The following is a 21,945-nucleotide window of genomic DNA, read 5'->3' as shown; positions in this document are numbered from 1 at the left end:
CAGGCGATTTTTTTATAATGAAGACTAAATAATTCAAAAAGGATATCACTTTGGGCCTATATAAATAAGAAATTAGAAAAGCTGCGATATGCAGCTTTTTTATAATATCTCATCTAATTGTTTTACTAAAATAGGTGTATATAAATAACGGTAACCTTTTTTGGTTGGATGTGAATCATCTACCATCATTTCTTTATCACTTTTAGCTAATTTATTAATTTCATCATTATTAAAAATATCAATAATATGTATATCCCATTTTGTTTTAAGTGGATAAAGATGATTAACTAACTGCTTATAAGTTAGATCATTTTCTCTAATACAGGTATAAAAGATGATTGGACAATGCCATTTAGTATGAACATACTTAATAATATATTCAATCGCACCTAATGTCGTCTCAGTATCAAAACTTTCAAGGTCAAAAGACTGACTCATTTCACCAATTTCATAACCAAATCTTGCATCATTCGTAGATAACTGTATTACAACAGCATCAATTTTAGTATTCACAAAATTTAACTTTCTGAGTCGATTTAAATAACTATTTACATTTTTCCCAGCTAATGTTGTGCCTGATTTAGCCTCTTTGATTCCTTTTACTTCATATTCTGTTGTGAGATATTCAACAAAAGAGATTCCTTTCGAAGCCGCACCATAAGTTATAGAAGACCCTAAAAAGATAATTTTTTTCCCATTAAGATTATCATCTTCTTTTTTCATATCAATTTTTGGATTATAGTAATCTTTATTCCCATTGATAATATTGAAAATGTTCTTCAATGACTTCAACATCGTTGGTACTTCATTCAATATCATTTTTGCTTTATGCATGTATTTCTCCTTATACTTATTTATATTGAAAATTTACTGGTTTATATATTTTAGCATTTTATTAGATTAAGGATACCATCTTACAAATAAAAAAGCCCTCCTAAGAGGGCTTTAAAACTTTTAATTACATTTTAACAACGTTCGCTGCTTGTTCACCACGTTCTCCTTCAACAATGTCGAATTCAACGTTTTGACCTTCTTCTAAAGACTTATAACCGTCTTCTACGATTGCTGAGAAATGAACGAATACGTCCCCGCCATTTTCTCTTTCGATGAATCCAAAGCCTTTTTCTGAATTAAACCATTTAACTGTACCGTTATTCATATAGAATACCTCCATGTGCTGTTGCACTAAATATTTGTAACAAATCCATTAATTAAAAGAGAATATTCTATAAAAATAATTCCACAATCAACTTCACGTTCTTTATTACTTAACATTCACTATACGCTTATTTTGAAATAAGTAAAGTCTTTTCCAGGAATTTCTTAAATTAATTTATATTTCAAATTTTTAAAGATAACTATTTATCATCACATATACCATAACTATTAAATAAAATGATTATCACAAAGATAAAGTTATAGTTAATGTGACTTTTTAAATTGCACAAAAATAAGTAGCTAAAGTAGAAATTAAATAAAATTATACAGTTAGGAATTCAAAATTATCTCAATTTTTAATTTTTTCACACAAAAGAACCATATATAATTATTTGCGCATTAACCACCAAAATCTCCAATACTTGCTATATGATATACACATAATCAATTAATTGGAGGGGCTTATAAATGTTCATCTTTGATTTATTAAAAAAAGGAATTCAATTCTTTAAAGACGTATTTGGTAAATAATATTTTTGAGTAGTAGTGGTGCCCTTCTTTATTGAAGGGTACTTTTTTTATATAATAAAACCCTAGTATTATTATAATAAATATTGAATAAATTTGTTATTAATTTTTAGAATTAACAGAAAAGAATTCAAAGTTATTAAATATATACTAAAAAACTACATTTATGAATAATTTTTTACTACTTTTGAAATAATTAACAAAAATTACTCTAATAATAATATACTACAGCTAACAAATACATAGGAGGTGAGTCAAATGTTCATCGTTAACTTAATCAAAAAAGCAATCGAATTCTTCAAAGGTTTATTTGGTAACAAAAAATAATTAATTATCTTCCCCTCTTTCAATAGAGGGGCTTTTTTATTTCATATACAAATAACTCTTTTAAAATTTTACATTAATTTTAAATTAGATTTAACGATTTTGGGTAAAGAAAAATTATCACAATAAAATCATTATTTTAGGAGTGAAATTTAATGAAGAAATTTTTTGCCGTATTATTATCAAGCTTTTTAGTGCTAAGTGCATGTAGTCATAGTGATTATTCAGATAAAAAAGATTCAGATAAAAACAGTTCAAAAACGGAATCTAAAAAGTCGGATAAAAAAGATTCAAAAGGTGATAAAAAAGTTAATAACGCTAAAGATAACATTAAAGACAGTAAATTAGGTAAGAAAAGCAAAGATAAAAGTTCAAAAAGTAAGGATTCAAAACCTAAAAATAAACAAACTAATCAACAATCATCTAATAGCGCATCACAAGCAAACAATACTTCAACTCAACCTCAAAATAATAATGCTAATAACGCTAACAATACTAACGGCAATAACCAAAATTCTTATAACAATCAAGCTAATTCACAAAACCAACAACAAAATCAAACTAACAATACACAACAAAATAATTCCCAAAGACAACAACCATCACAGAATAATCAACAACAATATTCAACTGGCAACAACCAATCTGCAAATAATAGCCAAGGCATGAATAACTCACAAGGACAAACAAATACTAATACCCAAAGAGGATTTTAGAATCACAAAAAGTCATGAATGCTATACCTTTACTTAGCATCCATGACTTTTTTACAAATAAATCAAACTTTCCGTTTAATATTCACATTCAATATTTATATTGAACTTAAGCATCACTTAATTATAACTTAAGATAATATATAGGATAATCTCTTCCTTGTTGATCTTTTAGAGATTCTTTATATTTTTCAAAACCATTCTTTTGATAGAACTTAACCGCGTTATAATTCTCTTTATTAACTTCTACATATCTTACTTGGTCTTCACGAATTAGAGTTTGAAGTATTTGAGTTCCATAGCCCTTTCTAAAATACTTAGGATCTATGAACAACATTTCTAGGTTTTGGTCATTTGTACCTGAAAATCCAATAATTTCATCGTCATCACACCAAAAATAAGCTTCAACATCATTTAAATAATTCGGTATTTCAGTTTTTAACTCTAATCTATCTTTTTCTTTTAAAAAATCATGAGTGCTATTTACAGACTTCTCCCAAATATCTAATACCTTATGATAATCTTTTTTCTCAATTTTTCTTCTAGTTAATGACATATGAATTCCCCTAATCTTTTAAAAATACAGTTAATTAAAATAATACGTATAAAAACAAAACCCACAACCATATAGGCTGCGGGTTTCAATCATATGGAGACGGCGGGATTCGAACCCGCGTCCAGAGGTCCTGATACACACCTTTCTACGTGTGTAGTCTATTGATTCATTTCGCATAATAGTAAGCAACAGACAACCAGTATTATGCTAGTTTGATTAGTATTCTTCTAAACAGACTTCAAACGGCAGTGTTTAGCATATCCTACTAGGGTTGAATCGCGTTAACAGCACGTAGGAGATGCTGTTAGGCGATGCAGTGTGCTATTACGCAGCTACTGCGAAATTATTGTTTGATTTGTCAGTTATATTTACTGAAATGTGTTGATGTCGGAGACAACCCTCCGACACGCTTAGTGTGCTCGAGGGACCCCTGTCGAATCCAAAAACGCCCCCGAAATAATATTAATGACAAATAATAATACAAACAATTTGGTATGACAATATGCGTCATTCATTTAAATAGCAACATCATTAATCATACCAAATGGCACCCGTTTAAGCAATACGCATGCTTAATAACGGGCTTTTATCGCACGATCGACATCACGTTTCATCGCTTTATCTTTTAAAGCTTGACGTTTATCGTGAATTTTCTTACCTCGTGCAACGCCTAATAAAACTTTACATTGTCCATGCTTTAAATAAAGTTTTAATGGGATTAGAGAATAGCCAATTTCTCGTGTACGTTCTCCTAATTTAATAATTTCACGCTTATGCAATAATAATTTACGAGAACGTAAAGGATCATGATTAAATCTATTACCTTCTTCATATGGAGCAATATGCATATTATTTAAATACATTTCACCACGTTTAACTTGAGCATAACTATCTTTCAAGTTCGCACTTCCACGTCGTATAGACTTGATTTCGGTACCTTGCAGTGCAATACCCGCTTCAACCGTATCTTCAATGTTATAATCATGTCTTGCTTTACGATTCTCCGCTAAAGTACCTGGTGATTTAGTTTTTTTCTTAGCCATTCATACTCACCTCATCTTTGATGACTATTTTTTCTTACGGCGTGATTTCTTTTTCACGCTTTTATCTTTATAGAATGGTTTATGATTTGTTTTACCTTGTTTATCTTTTTTACGTACATTCTTACCTTTACGTTGCTTGCGTTTCTTTTTATTGCCTTTGCCATTATTGTCATCTTTTGACTTATCTAATGACTTACCACGTGTTTTTGCTTGAATTGTTTTACCACGTGCTGGACGTTGGGATTTATCATTTTTAGGTAAAGGCATACCCACAATTTGAAAATCAATCATGCGTTCGTCTACATCAACATGAGTGACTTTGACTTTCACTTCATCACCAATGCGGAACACCTTCGCTTGGCGTTCACCTATAAGAGCCATTTGGCGTTCATCAAAATTATAGTAATCATCAGTCATATTAGCAATATGAACCATACCTTCAATTGTATTAGGCAATTCAATAAACATACCAAAGTTAGCAACTGAACTAATGATACCTTCAAATTCATCGCCAATATGTTGAATCATATATTCTGCTTTCTTCAATTCATCTGTATCACGTTCTGCCTCTATAGCACGACGCTCGCGTTGAGACGTGTGTTCAGCAAGTTCTGGCAACGTATCTTCCCAATGTCGTAATTCCTTTTTATCCATAGAGTTCTCTATTAAATATCTGCGAATTAATCTATGCACCGTTAAATCAGGATAACGACGGATTGGAGATGTAAAGTGCGTATAATACTCGGCAGATAAGCCGAAGTGTCCAAGGTTTACATCGTCATAATGCGCTTGTTGCATTGAACGCAACATCATTGTTGAAATAACCATTTGCTCTGGTCGACCTTCAACTTCTTCTTGAATGTTTTGTAAAGTTGTAGGATGAATATCTTCACCAGTACCTTTAATCATAATACCGAAATTAGTAATAAAGTCGAAGAATTGTCTTAAGCGATCTGACTTAGGTTGCTCATGAACTCGATAAATAAATGGTACTTCCATTTTATTGAAATGCTCTGCCACTGTTTCATTAGCAGCTAGCATGAATGATTCAATTAAACGTTCACCTTCACCACGTTCACGCATTTGAACATCTGTAGGAATACCTTCTTCATTTACTAGCACTTTAGCTTCATTAATATCAAAGTCAATTTCACCACGACGACGTCGCATTTGGATTAAACGATTAGATAAATCTTGCGCTAAATCAAGCATCGGCGTCAAATCTTTATATTGTGCACGCACTTGAGGATCTTGATCTGTAATAATTTTATTTACAGCATCATAAGTCATACGATAATTAGAATGAATCACGCTATCAAATATTTCATGATTAACGACTTCGCCACGTGCATTAATTTCCATACGACAACTTAACGTTAAGCGGTCGACTTCCGGATTCAATGAACATATACCATTACTTAAACGATGAGGAATCATTGGAATCACTCGGTCTACTAAATAAACGCTTGTCGCTCTATCATATGCTTCCTTATCTAAAGATGAATCTTCCTTCACATAGTAACTTACATCTGCGATACTTACAGTCAATTCAGTATTACCATTCTTTAATTTCTTAACTGCTATGGCATCATCCAAGTCTTTAGCATCTGCACCATCTATAGTTATTGTTAAATCATTTCTTAAATCACGACGACCTTCAATTTCAGATGGTTCAATTTCTTCAGGAACATCTTCCGCTTCTTTAAGCACGTTATCTGGAAACTCAATTTCTATCCCATGTTGGTAAATGATAGATAAAATATCTACACCTGGATCATTTTTATGACCTAGTATTGCTGAAATATGACCTTCTGGGTTGTCTGTACCATCAGCATATTTAGTAATCTGCACGAGTACTTTATGTCCATCTACAGCACCTAAACTTTGACCTTTAGGAATGAAGATATCTTGCATAATTCGTTTATCATCTGGAATAACAAAACCGAAATGTTTTGCTTCACTATATGTTCCTACCACTTGAGTTACAGAATGTTTCTCAATTGATTTAACTTCACCTTCAACTTTACCTTTATGTTCTCCTCTAGATTTTTGAAGTTCTACAATTACTGTATCGCCATCTAGCGCTCGATTAATTTTAGTTGGAGGAATGAAGACATCTTCCATTTCATCATCTTCTGGTCGAAGAAAAGCGAATCCTTTTTTATTCTGACTTAAAGTTCCTTTGATTAATTTAGAATTGGACTTACTTGATTCTTTTCTTTGATATCTATCTGTCTTAGTTCGTTCGATTAAACCCGTTTGTTCTAGTTCAACGAGCACCTTAATTAAATCTCTAAATGAGTCGGCACTATTTAAACCTAACGCATCTTGAAAATCTGACACTGACATGGGTTCATAGTCAGGTTGTTTAATTATTTCTTCGATGGATTGCTTTAAATTCATTATGCCCCTCCTTTCTTACTTTTAAATTAATTATTCTGTCCAATCTAATGATTCTAAAAATTGATATACATCTTCAAAAACTTGTTCTTTTTCTTTATCAATTGTAATTACATGTCCTGATTCATGATACCATTTAATATCCTTTTCATCGGAATCAACATGTTCATATATATAATTTGCTGATTGAGGATCAATCATTTTATCTTGTTCTGCTTGTATAACAAGAATAGGCTCAATAACCTCGTCTACTTGTTCTTTACCACGAAGTAAAGTTTCACTAAGTTCTTTAAGCGTCTCAGTAGGATGGAAGTCTTTCATTTCTTTATCAATCGTTTCCTGATCTTTGCCTTCATATTTTTTAAAATTACGAGCATAATCAAGGAATCCATCATAAATAGTGTCTTCCGTCTTGCCATCCATAGGAGCACACATCGTTATAATACCCTTCACATCACGATTTAAGCTTAATTTCAATGCGAAGACCCCACCTAGTGATAAACCTGCTACTGCTATTTCATCATAGCCTTGTTCAACCAGGTAGTCATAACCATCTAAAACATCCTTAAACCATACATATGGGCTAGATTTTAGAATTTCCTCCGGCGGTGCTGCATGCCCTTCATATTGAGGTGCATAAGATGTATAACCCTGTTTCTGAAGATAACGACCTAATTGTCTCACATCAGCTGAGTTGCCAGTGAAACCGTGTAATAATAACACAGCTCGTTTTCCTTCTTCAAAAAAGAATGGTCTTGGTAGTTTAATTTGCATGGTTAGAATCCCTCTCCCTTTTTTATTGAGAACTCATTTCTTTATATTTAATCTTGTCTGCTTTCAGGTTACTATTAGCATAATTTTTCATTATAAAAAGAACTTCAATAATGCTTATTAAGCGTCTTTGAACTATTCCCTTATATATAGGTATTAAAAACATCATTATAACACATTATAAAATAAAAAAGCCCGACAAGTATATCGTCGGACTCAGGCTGATAGTATATGTGAGTTATTATAGTTCTTGTTAATCACATCTTCTATCAGACTTGGTTAAGATTCATTAACTTCATTAATACATTATCTTATGGCTTACATACCTAAGTAACTGATACAGAACATAAGTACGAAGAAAATAATAGCTAAAATAATTGTTAATCTATGCAAGAATAAATCGACGCCACGTTGTTTTTGTTTACCAAATAACTGTTCCGCGCCACCACTAATAGCACCTGAAAGTCCATTACTTTTACCTTCTTGGAGTAATACAACAGTCACTAATGCAATACAATCTATAATTAATAAAACGATGATTAATGTATGCATAAAAATTGTCCTCCGTTCATTATATACGAGACGAATTATAACACATCTCTAATAGAGTTATCAAACTTCTATCTATTAAAAGTACTTTTTCTAGCTATCGAAACAACTAACATATAAATCGCTAAAATAATAGAGCCAATTACAACAATGAGTATAGGTAAAACTGCGACAACATTTTTAACATCCAAAATGGCTTGAACAAACATGTATAAATTAACAAGTGTGAATAATGCATTAGAAACATATACAGCAAACATAAACCACCATAAATACGGATGGCGATTCCAAAGTGCCACGACTCCTGCTAAGTATGCAAGAATGTACATTACGCCTGTATATCTATCACTATTTAGAATATTATGTACTGCAGTGTCAGAAGTCTTTTGACCAGCTAAAGATAGCAATGATTTAGCGGTTGTTTCATCTAAAACTACAAAATGATGAATGATTAATAAAATACAAAATAATAAAGAACTCATTGCTATTAAGCGGCCAGATCTTTTTTCTCTAACATTTGAATCTGTTATATCTTCCATAATGGTACTCCTTTTTAAAATTACTTTAACTATTATATCAGTTTAATGGGTTAAATTAAACGAGATACGATGTAATAAAAGTATTAAAAAGACCCATTACAGCCTCAACTCTGTAACGGGTCTATAAGTTCTTTAGGGCGTGAAACCTAAAGATTAAAGCGTGAACTCATTTATTTAATATTAGAGATATTATTTGTCTAAATTGTAGAAAGATTTAATTCCATCAAATTTAGCTGTTTCGTATAATTCATCTTCAATACGTAGTAATTGATTATACTTAGCAATACGGTCAGTTCTTGATAATGAACCAGTTTTAATTTGACCTGCGTTAGTAGCAACTGCAATGTCAGCAATAGTAGTATCTTCAGTTTCACCTGAACGGTGTGAAACTACAGCTGTGTAACCAGCTTTTTGAGCCATTTCAATTGCTTCAAATGTTTCAGTTAAAGTACCGATTTGGTTAACTTTAATTAAGATAGAGTTACCAATACCTTGGTCAATACCTCTTGATAAGATTTCTGTATTTGTAACGAATAAATCGTCACCTACTAATTGTACTTTATCACCGATACGATCAGTTAATTGCTTCCAACCTTCCCAATCGTTTTCATCCATACCATCCTCGATAGTGATGATTGGATATTTACCAATTAATTCTTCTAAGTAGTCAACTTGTTCTGCTGCGCTACGTTTAGCACCGTGTTCACCTTCGAATTTAGTGTAATCATATACACCATTTTCATAGAATTCAGAAGAAGCACAGTCAAATCCTAAGAATACATCTTCACCTGGTTTATAACCAGCTTTTTCGATAGCTTTGATGATTGTTTCAACAGCATCTTCAGTACCTTCAAATTTAGGAGCGAATCCACCTTCGTCACCAACTGCAGTTTCTAAACCGCGTTCACTAAGGATAGATTTTAAGTTGTGGAAGATTTCAGCACCCCAACGTAATGATTCTTTAAATGATTCAGCACCAACTGGTAAAATCATAAACTCTTGGAAAGCGATTGGTGCATCAGAGTGTGAACCACCGTTAACGATGTTCATCATTGGAACTGGTAATTGTTTACCATTGAATCCACCTAAATATTTATATAAAGGTTGACCTAATAAGTCAGCTGCTGCACGTGCTACTGCGATTGAAACACCTAAAATAGCATTAGCGCCTAATTTACCTTTATTATTTGTACCGTCTAATTGAATCATCATTTTGTCGATAGATACTTGATCTAATACTGAAAATTCACCTTCAACAATTTCTGGTGCGATGATTTCATTAACGTTTTCTACTGCTTTAGTAACACCTTTTCCTAAATAACGTGATTTGTCTCCATCACGTAATTCAACTGCTTCGTGTTCACCAGTAGAAGCACCTGATGGTACTAATGCACGACCGAAAGCACCACTTTCAGTAAGTACTTCAACTTCAACTGTTGGATTACCACGTGAGTCTAAGACTTCGCGAGCGTAAACATCTGTAATAATTGGCATGTTTAATATCTCCTTTAAATATATTATAAAGCTATTATAGCCCTATTTATAATTTTATTAAAATAATTTATTAGCAAGGTTGTAAAATGCGAGAGTACTAAATTTCCTCCCTTAATTTAACATCTAAATTCTGTATTAGTGATTAATTAATGATTCACCAGTCATATCAGAAGGTTGTTCTACATTTAACAAGTCTAATAGTGTAGGAGCTAAATCTCCTAAACGTCCTGTTTCACGTAAAGTTACTCCTTCTTTAGTTACAATTACTGGAACTGGATTTGTAGTGTGCGTAGTCATTGGTTCATCATCATCTGTTAACACTTGATCAGAGTTACCATGGTCAGCAGTGATGATAGCATGACCGTCCATTTCAAGGATCTTATCAACAACTTCGCCTAGACATTCATCTACAGCTTCAATCGCCTTAATTGTAGGTTCAAGCATACCACTATGTCCTACCATGTCAGGATTAGCAAAGTTTAATAGAATTAAATCTAAATCGCCTTTATCTAATTCCTCTAAAAGAGCATCTTTAACTTCATAAGCACTCATTTCTGGTTTTAAATCATATGTCGCAACTTTAGGAGAATCGATTAATCTACGACGCTCTCCTTCGAATTCATCGTTACGACCACCGCTCATAAAGTAAGTTACATGTGGATACTTTTCAGTTTCAGCAATACGTAGTTGTTTTAAGTTATTATTTTGTGCAACTTCCCCGATTGTATTGTGTAAATCAACTTTTTCAAAAACGATTTCAGCGTCTACATCATCGTTATATTTAGTGAATGTTGCATAGAATAAATCTTTAACTTGTTCAACTTCGAAACCATCAAATGCTTGATTAGTGAAAATTTCTGAAAGTTGAGCTGCTCTATCAGGACGGAAGTTATAGAATACAACTGCGTCACCATCATTGACACCATTATTTTGATTATCAATGATAAATGGTTCAACGAATTCGTCAGTTACACCATTGTTGTAATTAGCTTCCACACCTTCTTTGGCTGAAGCATAAGTTGGACCTTCGAAGTTACGGATAGCATTATAAGCTTTTTGTTCACGATCCCAACGTTTATCGCGATCCATCGCATAATAACGTCCTGATACTGAAGCGAATTGGCCAACGCCTAATTCTTTGAATTTAGCTTCAGTTTCTTCAATATATTTTAGTGCAGATTTTTGATCTACGTCACGTCCATCTAAGAAAGCATGAACATAAACTTTATCTACACCTTGTTTTTTAGCTAATTCTAAGATTGCAAATAAATGTTTATAGTGACTGTGAACACCGCCATCAGATAATAGACCAAATACATGTAGTGCTGAATTATTATCTTTTACATGTTTAACTGCGTTATTTAATACATCGTTTTCAAAGAAATCCCCATCTTCGATAGATTTATTAATACGAGTTAAACTTTGATAAACAATACGACCTGCACCAATATTCATGTGACCTACTTCCGAGTTACCCATTTGTCCTTCTGGAAGACCTACATCCAAACCACTCGCTTCAATTTGTGTAGTTGGGTATTTATCATAATAGCGATCAAAATTAGGCTTGTTTGCTAATTTTACAGCGTTACCATGTTCACTTTCACGATTTGCAAAACCATCTAAAATGATTAAGGCAGTTGGTTTTTTAGCCATAATTATTTTGCACCTTCCAATAATTGTACGAAATCTTCAACTTTTAATGATGCGCCACCTACTAATGCACCATCAATATCTGATTGAGCCATATATTCTTTAATATTATTTGGTTTAACACTACCACCATATTGAATACGTGTTGCTTCAGCAACATCTTGGCTTGATAAGTCAGCTAATGTTTTACGAACGTGCGCGCACATTTCATTAGCATCTTCTGAAGTAGAAGATTTACCAGTGCCGATTGCCCAAATTGGTTCATAAGCAATAACTACTTCTTTAAGTTGATCTTCAGATAAGCCTTCAACAGCTTTTTTAACTTGATTACCTACTACTTCATTTGCTTTACCTGCTTCACGTTCTTCATCTGATTCACCAACACAAATAATTGGTGTCATACCATGATTAAAGATTGCGTGAGCCTTTTTATTTACTTCTTCATCAGTTTCGTGGAAATAATCACGACGTTCTGAGTGACCAATCACGACATATTTAACACCTAAGTCAGCTAAAGCTACAGGTGATGTTTCACCAGTGTATGCGCCACTGTCTTCGAAGTATGCGTTTTGAGCACCGATTTTTAATCCTTGTGCTTTACCTTCTTTAACAGCAGTTACTAAAGCATCTAATTGGATTGTTGGTGCACAAATTACTGATTCTACTTCTTTAGGATCAGGTAATGTTGGTAATTCATTTATGAAATCTTTAGCTTCTTGAACTGTTTTATTCATTTTCCAGTTTCCGGCTATAATTGGTGTTCTCATTCATTACACTCCTTAATAATTTAGTGTTAAATTTAAAAATTTGTAAAATAATAAATTTTAATGATGACATATGAGTCAGATAAAGAAAGCATATATAAGCTTTCATTCATCCTTTTCCCATATCATTAAATTTAAAAACTTACGCCTTAACCAAGCGAGGTTCATTCAATTATTTATCGTTAATTGCTTTAATACCTGGTAATTCTTTTCCTTCTAAATATTCTAATGATGCACCGCCACCAGTAGAAATATGAGTAAAGTCATCTTCGAAACCTAGTGAGATAGCTGCTGCTGCAGAATCACCGCCACCGATAATAGTAGTAGCATCTTTTAAGTTAGCGATTGATTCACATACACCGATAGTACCTTTTGCAAAGTTACTAAATTCAAATACACCCATAGGTCCATTCCATACTACTGTATGTGCACCTTGTAATTCTTTATTAAATAGTTCAACAGTTTTAGGACCTATATCCATTGCTTCTTGATCAGCTGGGATATCATCAATTGAAACTTCAGTGATTTTCGCGTCATTAGAGAATTCTTTAGCTACTTTACAATCTACTGGTAAGACAATTTGATCGCCATTGTTTTCTAATAAATCTTTAGCGAAGTCAATTTTGTCTTCTTCTAATAACGAAAGACCAATTTCTTTACCTTGCGCTTTCATAAATGTATAAGCCATACCGCCACCAATTAAAATTTTATCAGCGATATTAACTAAGTTTTTGATGACATTAATTTTATCTGAAACTTTGGCACCACCTAGGATAGCTACAACTGGTTTGTGTGGGTCGTTAACAACTCCACCAATAAATTTAATTTCTTTTTCCATTAAATAACCAGCTGCTGTTTCTAAATGAGTAGAAATACCTACGTTAGATGCGTGTTCACGGTGAGCTGTACCAAATGCATCGTTAACGAATACATCACCTAATGATGCCCAATATTTGCCTAATTCAGGATCATTTTTAGATTCTTTCTTACCATCAATATCTTCAAAACGAGTATTCTCAACTAATAATACATCGCCTTCATTTAAATTTTTGATAGCAGTTTCAAGTTTTTCTCCACGTGTTTCAGGTACGAAAGTAACTTCCTTACCTAATTTTTTAGATAAATCATCTGCTACTGGTTTTAAAGATAAACCTTCTTTATCACTTTCTTCTTTCACTTTACCTAAGTGAGAGAATAATACTAATTTACCACCTTGTTCAATAATGTATTTAATCGTTGGCAACGCTTGAACAATGCGGTTATCATTAGTGATTTCTCCATCTTTCAACGGAACATTAAAGTCTGCACGTTCGAGAACTACTTTACCTTTTAAATCTAAATCTGAAACGATTTTTTTAGCCATTATTAATTTCCTCCTTTAAATAGGAAAACTTTATATAAAAATAAGCGGAGAAGCGTTTGTGCTCCCCGCTTACTCATAAGCTTATATATCTAATTAAACAGTACAGAGCACTAATCAAATTATGAACGTTTGAGAGAGTTACTCTCTCGACATGTGTACTTTAAATAACTTGAATTACGTGCTTATACACTATGCTTCAATTATTTAGAAAGTTCAGCTAAGTGAGCTAATGTACGAACTAATTGAGAAGTATAAGACATTTCATTGTCGTACCAAGCTGCAACTTTAACTAATTGGCGGTCACCAACAGTCATTACACGAGTTTGAGTAGCATCGAATAATGAACCGTAAGTCATACCTACAACGTCAGAAGATACGATTTCATCTTCAGTGTAACCAAATGATTCATCAGAAGCTTGTTTCATTGCTTCATTTACTTGATCAGCTGTTACATCTTGTTTATCTAATACTACAGTTAATTCAGTTAATGAACCTGTAGCAACTGGAACACGTTGAGCTCCACCGTCTAATTTACCGTCGATTTCTGGAATAACTTTACCAATTGCTTTAGCAGCACCTGTAGAGTTAGGGATAATGTTTTCTGCTGCTGCACGAGCACGACGTTTGTCGCCTTTTCTGTGAGGAGCATCTTGAGTATTTTGGTCACCAGTATAAGCATGGATAGTAGTCATTAAACCTTCAACTAAACCAAACTCATCATTTAAAACTTTTGCAACTGGTGCTAATGAGTTAGTAGTACATGAAGCACCTGATACAACTGTTTCAGAACCATCTAATTCATCATGGTTAGTGTTGAATACGATTGTTTTTAAATCACCAGTAGCTGGAGCAGAGATTAATACTTTTTTAGCACCTGCATCGATGTGAGCTTGTGCTTTATCTTTATCAGTGTAGAAACCAGTACATTCTAATACTACGTCGATGTCTAGGTCTCCCCAAGGTAATTTGCTTGCATCTGGTTCATCGAATGATTTAATTTCTTTACCGTTAACACGGAATCCACCATCGATAACTTCAACTTCTCCAGTGAAGCGACCTTGCATAGTGTCGTATTTTAATAAGTGAGCTAACATTTCGTCATCTGTTAAGTCGTTAACTGCTACTACTTCAAGACCTTCTACATCTTGGATTCTTCTGAATGCTAAACGACCAATTCTACCAAAACCATTAATTGCTACTTTAATTGCCATTATAATGGCCTCCTTTAAAAATGATATTTAAAAAGTATTAAACTTTTTATTACTATTGTAAAATAACTTTCGCTGCAGCTTCGTCTGTGATTAATACAGTATTGTCTGGAGCAATAGAGAGATAAGCTTTAATTGCTTCTCCTTTAGATTGTCCACCTGCTACAGCAAAGATAAAATCTTTACTCTCAAGGTCTTCTAATTGTAGCCCAATCGTTTTAACTTTATGAACCACATTGCCTTGAGCATCAAAATAATATCCAAAAGCTTCTCCAACGGCTTGATGATGTTGAAGTTTATCAATCACTTCTTTTGGTGATTGACGTCGATGCGCCATCTTCAGCGCATCACCAATACCGTGAATTGTAACATTTGCTTGTTTAATTTTATCTAACGTATGAATCACTGATGGCTCTAACATCAAAGTGTCATATGTAGATTCACTCACATTATCTGGTACATACAATGTTGTGTAGTATCCACCAGCTTGTTGAGCCATACTAGAAGAAATAGTATTTGCTTGGTAGACCATATTTTCACCTAGTCCACCTCGAGCTGGAACAAAGAAAACGTTAAATGGTAGCAAATGAATAGATTCACTTACGTATGCCATCGTGGATCCTCCAGTTACAGAAACAATTGCATCTTCATATAAAATACTTTCTAGTAACTGACCAGCCTGTCTTCCTATTTCTCTTTTAACTGTTTGATTCGAATCTGAATCACCTGGAATAACATGAACATCTTTAATGTTGAACTTTTCTTTAATTGCTCTAGCCATTCTATGGTCATCACTATAAACATTGAAGTAATCACTGAGTTGCGATAAGACTTCAGTACCTTCATGAGTGATTTCCATACCGGTTGATTTAACTTTAATTAATTCTTGCTTTTTCAACATGTCTGTTTCAGATCTTAAGACCCTTTCAGTCATGTCCATGTGTTCACTTAAACTTCTTCTACCCACTGGTTGGTTTTGAGAGATAGTAGTTAAAATCGAAAAACGTCGATACATCTTATCAACAAGGTCAGGTATGAGCTTTTGCTGAACTTTTATTAAGTCTTTCACTACTACCTTCCTCCTTATATCTTTATAAAAAGGTAATCGAGGGGCTACTCACAACCATGGGTTGACTTTTTAAGTCCCACCTGGGACAAAAATTAACCTCTTTACACTTGCAATAGTACTATTGCGTATAATAAATTGCAAGCAAATTAACTCATATTTTTATTAATAATTATTAAAGTTGATAATAAAACGTTTACATCCTTGAAGTGTTCATTATGAGCTCCAAAAGGTTTAAATTATTGTTTTATTACCTTTACGAGATAATTTTACCCAAGCTATATTAAATATAATCATCTGTTTTAAATCCTTGATTAATTCAATTATAATTAAAATTGTTGACAAAGATTTTTCATGAAGAGGGATACAAAATGACAAATGAGAATAATAAAGATTCAAAAGAAAAAGTAGAAGTGATAGACCCAAGCGATATGCGCTATAAAGATGATGAATATTTTAAATCAAATCAACATACCAATGAAGATCATCAATTTGAGGATGAAAGAATGATTAAGAAAACATATTCTTATGGATGTACGCATACAGGTTGTGGATGTACTATAGGGTGTTTTTCAATCATGTTCATCTCCTTTTTATTATCTTGGTTAGTATATTGGTTATTCTAAATAATATATTAAAAGCCAACATCCTTATTAAAGGACGTTGGCTTAATTTTTTAATCTTCTTTTGAATTTTGTGAGCTATTATTGGATGAGCTTTGATTACTTGAACGTTCCTGAGTGCTACTGCTTTGATTACTAGATTGTTGAGTTTGACTCGTGTTTTTTTGAACAGATTGATTACTACTATTGCTAGTATTACTATTTGATTGCGATTGTTGTTTTCTATTATCCTGTTGAGAACTTGGTTGTTGTGAACTAGGCTGTTGAGATGATGATTTCTCTTCTGAACTTGGTTGTTCTTGAGTTTTATTATCATTTTTACTTTCTGACTTAGACTGCTCAGTTGTCTTCTCATCTGTTTGTGCTTCTTGAGTTTGTTGTGATGAGCGTGGTTCTGCCTTTTGTTGTTTAGTTTTTTGCTTTTCTTGAGTGTTTCTTTGTTGAGTTGGTGTCTGTTGTGTCTTCTCAGATGTGCTTGGAGCTTGTTGTGTTGACTGCTTTGTTTGTTGTGTCTCTTGTGTTTGTTGTGTTTGACGCGTTTGTTGAGTCTGTTGTGTTTGTTGCGGAGCTTGTTGTGTTTTGTTTACTTTAGTATCTTTAGATTTGTCTTTGTCATTATCCTTATTTTTATCTTTGTCTTTATCTTGATCTTTATCTTTCTTGTCATCTTTCTTCTTATCATTTTGTTCAGTTTTATCACTGTTAAGACGCTCATTAGCTTTTTTAGAACTGTCTACAAAAGAGAATATTCCAAATGCTAAGCCAATTAATAAAAGTAATACTATGATGGTACTAATTATTTTTGCCAAACCACTCATTCCTTACTTACCTCTCTTTCAATTATTAGGAATTCATATATAATAAAATTTAAGTTTGTTTTTTATGCTCATTTTTACGATATTTATTGTTCAATAATTCATTTTGAAAATAAAAAACCTTCCTTATAACTATAGTTGAATGAAATATATAGTTATAATTCAACTTTATATAATGAACTAACTACTAGTTAAAAGCAATTAATTATAATTTACTAAAAACTGTATGTTTTCATTTGCCTATTTTTTATATGATAACATCATACTCATAAGTAAACACTATATTTTTAATTTCTTAATCTAAACTTAACATGAATGGTACGTGATTAAATGTATGACTTTAATAATGAGAATTCACAAAATAAAAAATCTCACAATAATTTGAAATACATGATGATTAAAAATGATAATTATGAAGACAGTAAGTCAAATCATATTGCTGGATTTATAATCACATTATTAATTATAGCCCTCATTGTAATAATTAAATGGTTACTTGGGTAATAATATATTACATCAATCTAATAGATAATAACCTTAAATTAGACTAATCAAACAATTAAAGAGACTTTAAAATCTATTGAAATCATTTTCTGTAAAAAGTGATTTATGTATTTTAAAATATAAAAAAGGACCCATACGTTGCTCGCATGGATCCACTACTAAAGGGAGTCAAAATTTACCTTCGTTAGTATATTATGGGGTATACTCATACTAATTAAGAGATGTTTAATTAATTATCGAAGGTACAATTTCATTATAACTGAAATGTTTTAATTTTAAATGCAAATTCATAAAAGTATTTGACATCTTATTGGCTAAAAAATGTATAATTTTTGAATATTAATAATCACTATCAATAAGGTAAGCGCTTTTATTTTTAAAATGAGGTGAAATGATGAAACAATACTTAATTACTGGTGGAACTGGAATGGTAGGTTCACATTTAGTAAAGGAAATTAAAAAAACGGATGCACATATTACTATTTTAACCCGACAAGATAAAACATCTAATGAATCTAAAATTACTTACGTCAATTGGTCAAAAGAAGGCTGGCAAAATGACGTTCCTGATATAGATGTAGTTATCAATTTAGCAGGTGCAACGCTCAATAAACGCTGGACTAAATCACATAAACAAGTCATGATGGTTAGTCGTATTCAGTCTACACAAGCTTTATATGAGTTATTTGAAAGCCGTACTCAAAAACCAAAAGTTTTATTTAACGCGAGTGCTATGGGATATTATCCTCCTGATTTATATTATAGTTATACAGAATTATATCAAACTTTACCTTTTGATTTTCTATCAGATATTGTTTACCAATGGGAACGTTTCGCTAATAAATTTAAAGATTTCGGAACACGAGTAGTCTTAGGAAGATTTGGACTTATTCTCTCTGATACTGGTGGAGCGTTACAAACTATGGAATTACCGTACCGTTTTTATGTCGGTGGTAAATTAGGTTCAGGTCAACAATGGTATTCTTGGATTCACATAGATGATTTAATCAGAGGTATTATATTTACTATAGATAATAAAGATGCACACGGTCCTTTCAATTTAACAGCACCAATCCCTGAAAGACAAAACTTATTTGGATATACTTTAGCTAGAGCAATGCATAAACCTCATGAAACTTGGGCGCCAAAATTAGCAATGCGTTTAGTTCTTGGAGAAATGTCAACAGTTGTTTTAGACACTCAAAAGGTTTTACCAAATAAGTTACACGCACTCGGCTTTGAGTTTAAGTTTAACAATTTAAAGAATGCGTTAGATGATTTAGTTAAAGCCTAAGAAATTACAACGTACGAAGAAGGTTTATAAAATGAAAGACAATCAATTAACTTATATTTTGTTAATTATTGCTAGTATTTTATTAATATTGAATGGAATATTTGCATTTGATCACACAATTGCAATGATATTAATGTCATTACTCTTTACAATTGTAGGTTTAACATTATTCATTGTAGTTTTGCGATTACTTATAAAAGAAAAGAAGCACTAAGCAATAAAATGATTAAGAGACATGATTTGTGATTTAAAAACAAGTTGAACATGTTAACTCAACTTTTAATTTTCACAATATCGTTGTCTCTTTTTTTATAAGTATTGAATGTTGATTTTTTCCACCCACTCTAAGCAATTTTTTAATTGAAATATTTTTTAAGGAACCTATAACGAGAATACGCCTTGAGCTAAAACTACATAAAAAAACTGCCCACAAAGTTAGTAACTTTGTAGACAGTGTAACAGAAAATTAACTAAAAGATTTTTTAGCTTTTAATTATTTACTTTCTGGCTCCATGACTTCATCGATTAAACCATATTCTTTTGCTTCTTCAGCAGTTAAGAAGTTATCACGATCAGTATCTTGTTGAATTTTCTCAATTGATTGACCTGTACGCTCAGCTAAAATACGATTTAATTTTTCACGAGTTTTTAAGATATGGTTTGCAGCAATTTCGATTTCAGTCGCTTGACCTTGTGCACCACCTAAAGGTTGGTGAATCATAACTTCAGCATTTGGTAATGCAAAACGTTTACCTTTAGCTCCTGCTGCTAATAAGAATGATCCCATAGATGCTGCCATACCAATACAAATTGTTTGAACATCCGGTTTAATATGTTGAATTGTATCATAAATAGCAAAACCTGCTGTAACACTACCACCTGGTGAATTGATATATAAGTAGATGTCTTTTTCAGAGTCTTGAGCTTGTAAGAATAATAATTGAGATACAATTGAATTAGCTACATTATCATCAATTTGAGAACCTAACATGATAATACGGTCTTTTAATAAACGGGAATAAATATCATATGCGCGTTCACCGCGATTTGTTGTTTCAATAACTGTAGGAATTAAATTCATCTATTTTTCCTCCTTGTAATAACTGTTGAATTTTATTTTACCTTAAAAGTCAAAAATGGTCAAAATTTTGAACTTACTATTTAAAAATTCAGTTTGACGCTTAACTATAAGATTTGTAAACTAGAATTATCGTTTTTATTGTACTGTTATCACTATTATTAGTACAGAAAAATGTTTCTATCCTCATTTACCCCTCGTAGTGTAATGGATAACACATGAGATTCCGGTTCTTATAATAGAGGTTCAATTCCTCTCGAGGGGGCTTTTAACTATAAATTACATACATTTTTTACATTGAAAACGCTGTAATGACGGCGTTCTTTTTTGTCTTATCAATTAATAAAACACGATATAAAACGTAGTTTCATGAAATTTTACATGACCCTACTCTTCTAAACATAAATGAGGTATTTTTGAATTTATTTCAAAAATACCTATGCTTACATTTCGATTTGTTCTCCATTACGTATTTTATCTGCAAGTTCATTAAGTTTTCTTAGTCGATGATTCATACCCGACTTAGATATTGGCCCAGTTGAAATCATTTCACCTAATTCTTTCAATGATATCTCTTGATGTTCAACTCGTAATTTAGCTACCTCTCTCAATCGGTCTGGTAAGTTATCCAAACCAATTTCTTGATCAATAAGTTGTATGCTCTCAACTTGTCTCATGGCTGCGCTCACTGTTTTATTTAGATTCGCTGTTTCACAGTTTACTAACCGATTCACAGAATTCCTCATATCTCTAACAATGCGCACATCTTCAAATTTCAGTAACGCTTGATAACCACCTATTAAACTAAGAAAATCCGAAATTTTTTCAGCTTCTTTTAGATAAGCAATACTACCTTTTTTACGTTCAAGATGCTTTGCATTTAATTCATAACTATTCATTAATTTAGTCAAACCTTCTGAGTGACTTTCATATTGCGAGAAGATTTCGAGATGATAAGAAGATGTTTCAGGATTATTTACTGAGCCACCAGCAAGAAAGGCTCCTCTTAAATAACTTCGTCTCATTTCGTCATCTTTAATCATGTCAGGATCAATTTCATGGGTAAAGATGCCCTCTTTAAGTATTCCAAGATCATTTAAGATTTCTTTCGCTAACATTTTTGTACGACAAATATAAATGTTGTTCTTTTTTAGTTTCATCTTTTTTCGAACCAATATTTCAACTTCTACGTTAAAAATTCGTTTAATAAGAGAGTATATTCGTCGTGCTGTCGTTGCATTTTCAGTCTGTACGTTAATTACAAATTGTTGATTAGATAAACTAAGTGCGCCATTCATACGAATTAATGCACTGAGCTCTGCTTTAGCATTTGCTTCATCAACTTCAATACGTGTTAATTCATTTTTCATGTCTGATGCAAAGCTCATAGAATACTCATTCCTTCCTAAATCAACTCTATTTTGATCTATGTATGGTCGACATAGAGATTACATTACACAACTTTGATAAAACACACGTAAGCTATCATATCATAACAAATATTG

The 21,945-nt window shown here is 32.3% G+C and carries 22 protein-coding genes, 1 tRNA gene and 1 other RNA gene; 6 read left to right on the top strand and 18 right to left on the bottom strand.

What is annotated here, in order from left to right; all coding sequences use genetic code 11:
* Positions 1-99 precede the first annotated feature (99 nt).
* Positions 100-834: an SGNH/GDSL hydrolase family protein gene (locus AC3WQX_RS01380; RefSeq protein ID WP_049307381.1), complete on the bottom strand. Its 735-nt coding sequence runs from the start codon at positions 832-834 to the stop codon at positions 100-102.
* A 124-nt stretch (positions 835-958) separates the two neighbouring features.
* A complete protein-coding gene (locus AC3WQX_RS01375) occupies positions 959-1,159 on the bottom strand; it encodes a cold-shock protein (RefSeq protein ID WP_002433447.1) in 201 nt (66 codons plus the stop codon).
* 785 nt (positions 1,160-1,944) lie between these two features.
* Between AC3WQX_RS01375 and AC3WQX_RS01370 the strand changes: the two genes are divergently transcribed.
* Both AC3WQX_RS01370 and AC3WQX_RS01365 read left to right on the top strand, forming a co-directional pair.
* Positions 1,945-2,013, top strand: a complete 69-nt coding sequence (locus AC3WQX_RS01370) for an epsilon family phenol-soluble modulin (protein ID WP_095658921.1) — start codon at positions 1,945-1,947, stop codon at positions 2,011-2,013.
* A gap of 152 nt (positions 2,014-2,165) precedes the next feature.
* Positions 2,166-2,726, top strand: a complete 561-nt coding sequence (locus tag AC3WQX_RS01365) for a hypothetical protein (RefSeq protein ID WP_023350640.1) — start codon at positions 2,166-2,168, stop codon at positions 2,724-2,726.
* 121 nt (positions 2,727-2,847) lie between these two features.
* Here the strand turns inward: AC3WQX_RS01365 and AC3WQX_RS01360 are convergent, their stop codons facing one another.
* From AC3WQX_RS01360 to AC3WQX_RS01300, 13 genes are all read right to left on the bottom strand, one after another.
* Complete coding sequence (locus tag AC3WQX_RS01360) at positions 2,848-3,279, bottom strand: GNAT family N-acetyltransferase (protein ID WP_023350641.1); 432 nt, start codon at positions 3,277-3,279, stop codon at positions 2,848-2,850.
* A gap of 91 nt (positions 3,280-3,370) precedes the next feature.
* Positions 3,371-3,732, bottom strand: a transfer-messenger RNA (tmRNA) gene (ssrA, locus tag AC3WQX_RS01355).
* Between the two features lie 119 nt (positions 3,733-3,851).
* Complete coding sequence (smpB, locus tag AC3WQX_RS01350; RefSeq protein ID WP_002433363.1) at positions 3,852-4,322, bottom strand: SsrA-binding protein SmpB; 471 nt, start codon at positions 4,320-4,322, stop codon at positions 3,852-3,854.
* Between the two features lie 24 nt (positions 4,323-4,346).
* Complete coding sequence (gene rnr / locus AC3WQX_RS01345) at positions 4,347-6,725, bottom strand: ribonuclease R (protein WP_492739717.1); 2,379 nt, start codon at positions 6,723-6,725, stop codon at positions 4,347-4,349.
* Positions 6,726-6,755: 30 nt separating this feature from the next.
* Positions 6,756-7,496 (bottom strand): alpha/beta hydrolase, encoded by a 741-nt coding sequence (locus tag AC3WQX_RS01340; RefSeq protein WP_023350643.1) that lies wholly within the window; start codon positions 7,494-7,496, stop codon positions 6,756-6,758.
* A gap of 315 nt (positions 7,497-7,811) precedes the next feature.
* The gene (gene secG / locus AC3WQX_RS01335) at positions 7,812-8,045 is read right to left on the bottom strand and encodes a preprotein translocase subunit SecG (RefSeq protein WP_002433475.1); all 234 of its coding nucleotides are present in this window, start codon (positions 8,043-8,045) and stop codon (positions 7,812-7,814) included.
* A 68-nt stretch (positions 8,046-8,113) separates the two neighbouring features.
* Positions 8,114-8,572, bottom strand: coding sequence for a hypothetical protein (locus AC3WQX_RS01330; RefSeq protein ID WP_087671636.1), 459 nt, complete (start codon positions 8,570-8,572; stop codon positions 8,114-8,116).
* Positions 8,573-8,770: 198 nt separating this feature from the next.
* Complete coding sequence (eno, locus tag AC3WQX_RS01325; protein WP_002432982.1) at positions 8,771-10,075, bottom strand: surface-displayed alpha-enolase; 1,305 nt, start codon at positions 10,073-10,075, stop codon at positions 8,771-8,773.
* A gap of 135 nt (positions 10,076-10,210) precedes the next feature.
* Positions 10,211-11,728 (bottom strand): 2,3-bisphosphoglycerate-independent phosphoglycerate mutase, encoded by a 1,518-nt coding sequence (gene gpmI, locus AC3WQX_RS01320; RefSeq protein ID WP_023350644.1) that lies wholly within the window; start codon positions 11,726-11,728, stop codon positions 10,211-10,213.
* Positions 11,729-11,730: 2 nt separating this feature from the next.
* Positions 11,731-12,492, bottom strand: a complete 762-nt coding sequence (gene tpiA / locus AC3WQX_RS01315; protein WP_023350645.1) for a triose-phosphate isomerase — start codon at positions 12,490-12,492, stop codon at positions 11,731-11,733.
* A 169-nt stretch (positions 12,493-12,661) separates the two neighbouring features.
* A complete protein-coding gene (locus AC3WQX_RS01310) occupies positions 12,662-13,852 on the bottom strand; it encodes a phosphoglycerate kinase (protein WP_002433372.1) in 1,191 nt (396 codons plus the stop codon).
* A gap of 200 nt (positions 13,853-14,052) precedes the next feature.
* Positions 14,053-15,063, bottom strand: a complete 1,011-nt coding sequence (gene gap, locus AC3WQX_RS01305) for a type I glyceraldehyde-3-phosphate dehydrogenase (protein ID WP_002432992.1) — start codon at positions 15,061-15,063, stop codon at positions 14,053-14,055.
* A 52-nt stretch (positions 15,064-15,115) separates the two neighbouring features.
* On the bottom strand, positions 15,116-16,129 hold the full coding sequence (locus AC3WQX_RS01300; protein ID WP_002433152.1) for a sugar-binding transcriptional regulator: 1,014 nt from the start codon (positions 16,127-16,129) through the stop codon (positions 15,116-15,118).
* Positions 16,130-16,497: 368 nt separating this feature from the next.
* Between AC3WQX_RS01300 and AC3WQX_RS01295 the strand changes: the two genes are divergently transcribed.
* Entirely contained in the window at positions 16,498-16,752 is a 255-nt protein-coding gene (locus AC3WQX_RS01295; RefSeq protein ID WP_002433308.1) for a hypothetical protein, read from the top strand.
* Between the two features lie 50 nt (positions 16,753-16,802).
* Here AC3WQX_RS01295 and AC3WQX_RS01290 read toward each other — a convergent pair whose 3' ends face one another.
* Positions 16,803-17,567: a hypothetical protein gene (locus AC3WQX_RS01290; RefSeq protein WP_023350646.1), complete on the bottom strand. Its 765-nt coding sequence runs from the start codon at positions 17,565-17,567 to the stop codon at positions 16,803-16,805.
* Between the two features lie 895 nt (positions 17,568-18,462).
* On the opposite strand from AC3WQX_RS01290, the gene AC3WQX_RS01285 reads away from it, so the two are divergent.
* Both AC3WQX_RS01285 and AC3WQX_RS01280 read left to right on the top strand, forming a co-directional pair.
* Positions 18,463-19,362 (top strand): TIGR01777 family oxidoreductase, encoded by a 900-nt coding sequence (locus tag AC3WQX_RS01285; protein WP_002433368.1) that lies wholly within the window; start codon positions 18,463-18,465, stop codon positions 19,360-19,362.
* 31 nt (positions 19,363-19,393) lie between these two features.
* Complete coding sequence (locus AC3WQX_RS01280) at positions 19,394-19,576, top strand: hypothetical protein (protein ID WP_002433351.1); 183 nt, start codon at positions 19,394-19,396, stop codon at positions 19,574-19,576.
* 279 nt (positions 19,577-19,855) lie between these two features.
* Here AC3WQX_RS01280 and clpP read toward each other — a convergent pair whose 3' ends face one another.
* A complete protein-coding gene (gene clpP / locus AC3WQX_RS01275; RefSeq protein WP_002433484.1) occupies positions 19,856-20,443 on the bottom strand; it encodes an ATP-dependent Clp endopeptidase proteolytic subunit ClpP in 588 nt (195 codons plus the stop codon).
* A 190-nt stretch (positions 20,444-20,633) separates the two neighbouring features.
* Here clpP and AC3WQX_RS01270 point away from each other — a divergent pair.
* Positions 20,634-20,705 (top strand) — tRNA-Arg (locus tag AC3WQX_RS01270).
* Positions 20,706-20,883: 178 nt separating this feature from the next.
* On the opposite strand, the gene whiA is transcribed toward AC3WQX_RS01270, so the two are convergent.
* On the bottom strand, positions 20,884-21,828 hold the full coding sequence (gene whiA / locus AC3WQX_RS01265; RefSeq protein ID WP_002433095.1) for a DNA-binding protein WhiA: 945 nt from the start codon (positions 21,826-21,828) through the stop codon (positions 20,884-20,886).
* Positions 21,829-21,945 lie beyond the last annotated feature (117 nt).

The sequence above is a fragment of the Staphylococcus sp. FW104-15G4D genome (assembly GCF_058790135.1).
Note: the sequence above shows the minus strand (reverse complement) of the source record. Positions and strands in the feature narration are given on the sequence as shown.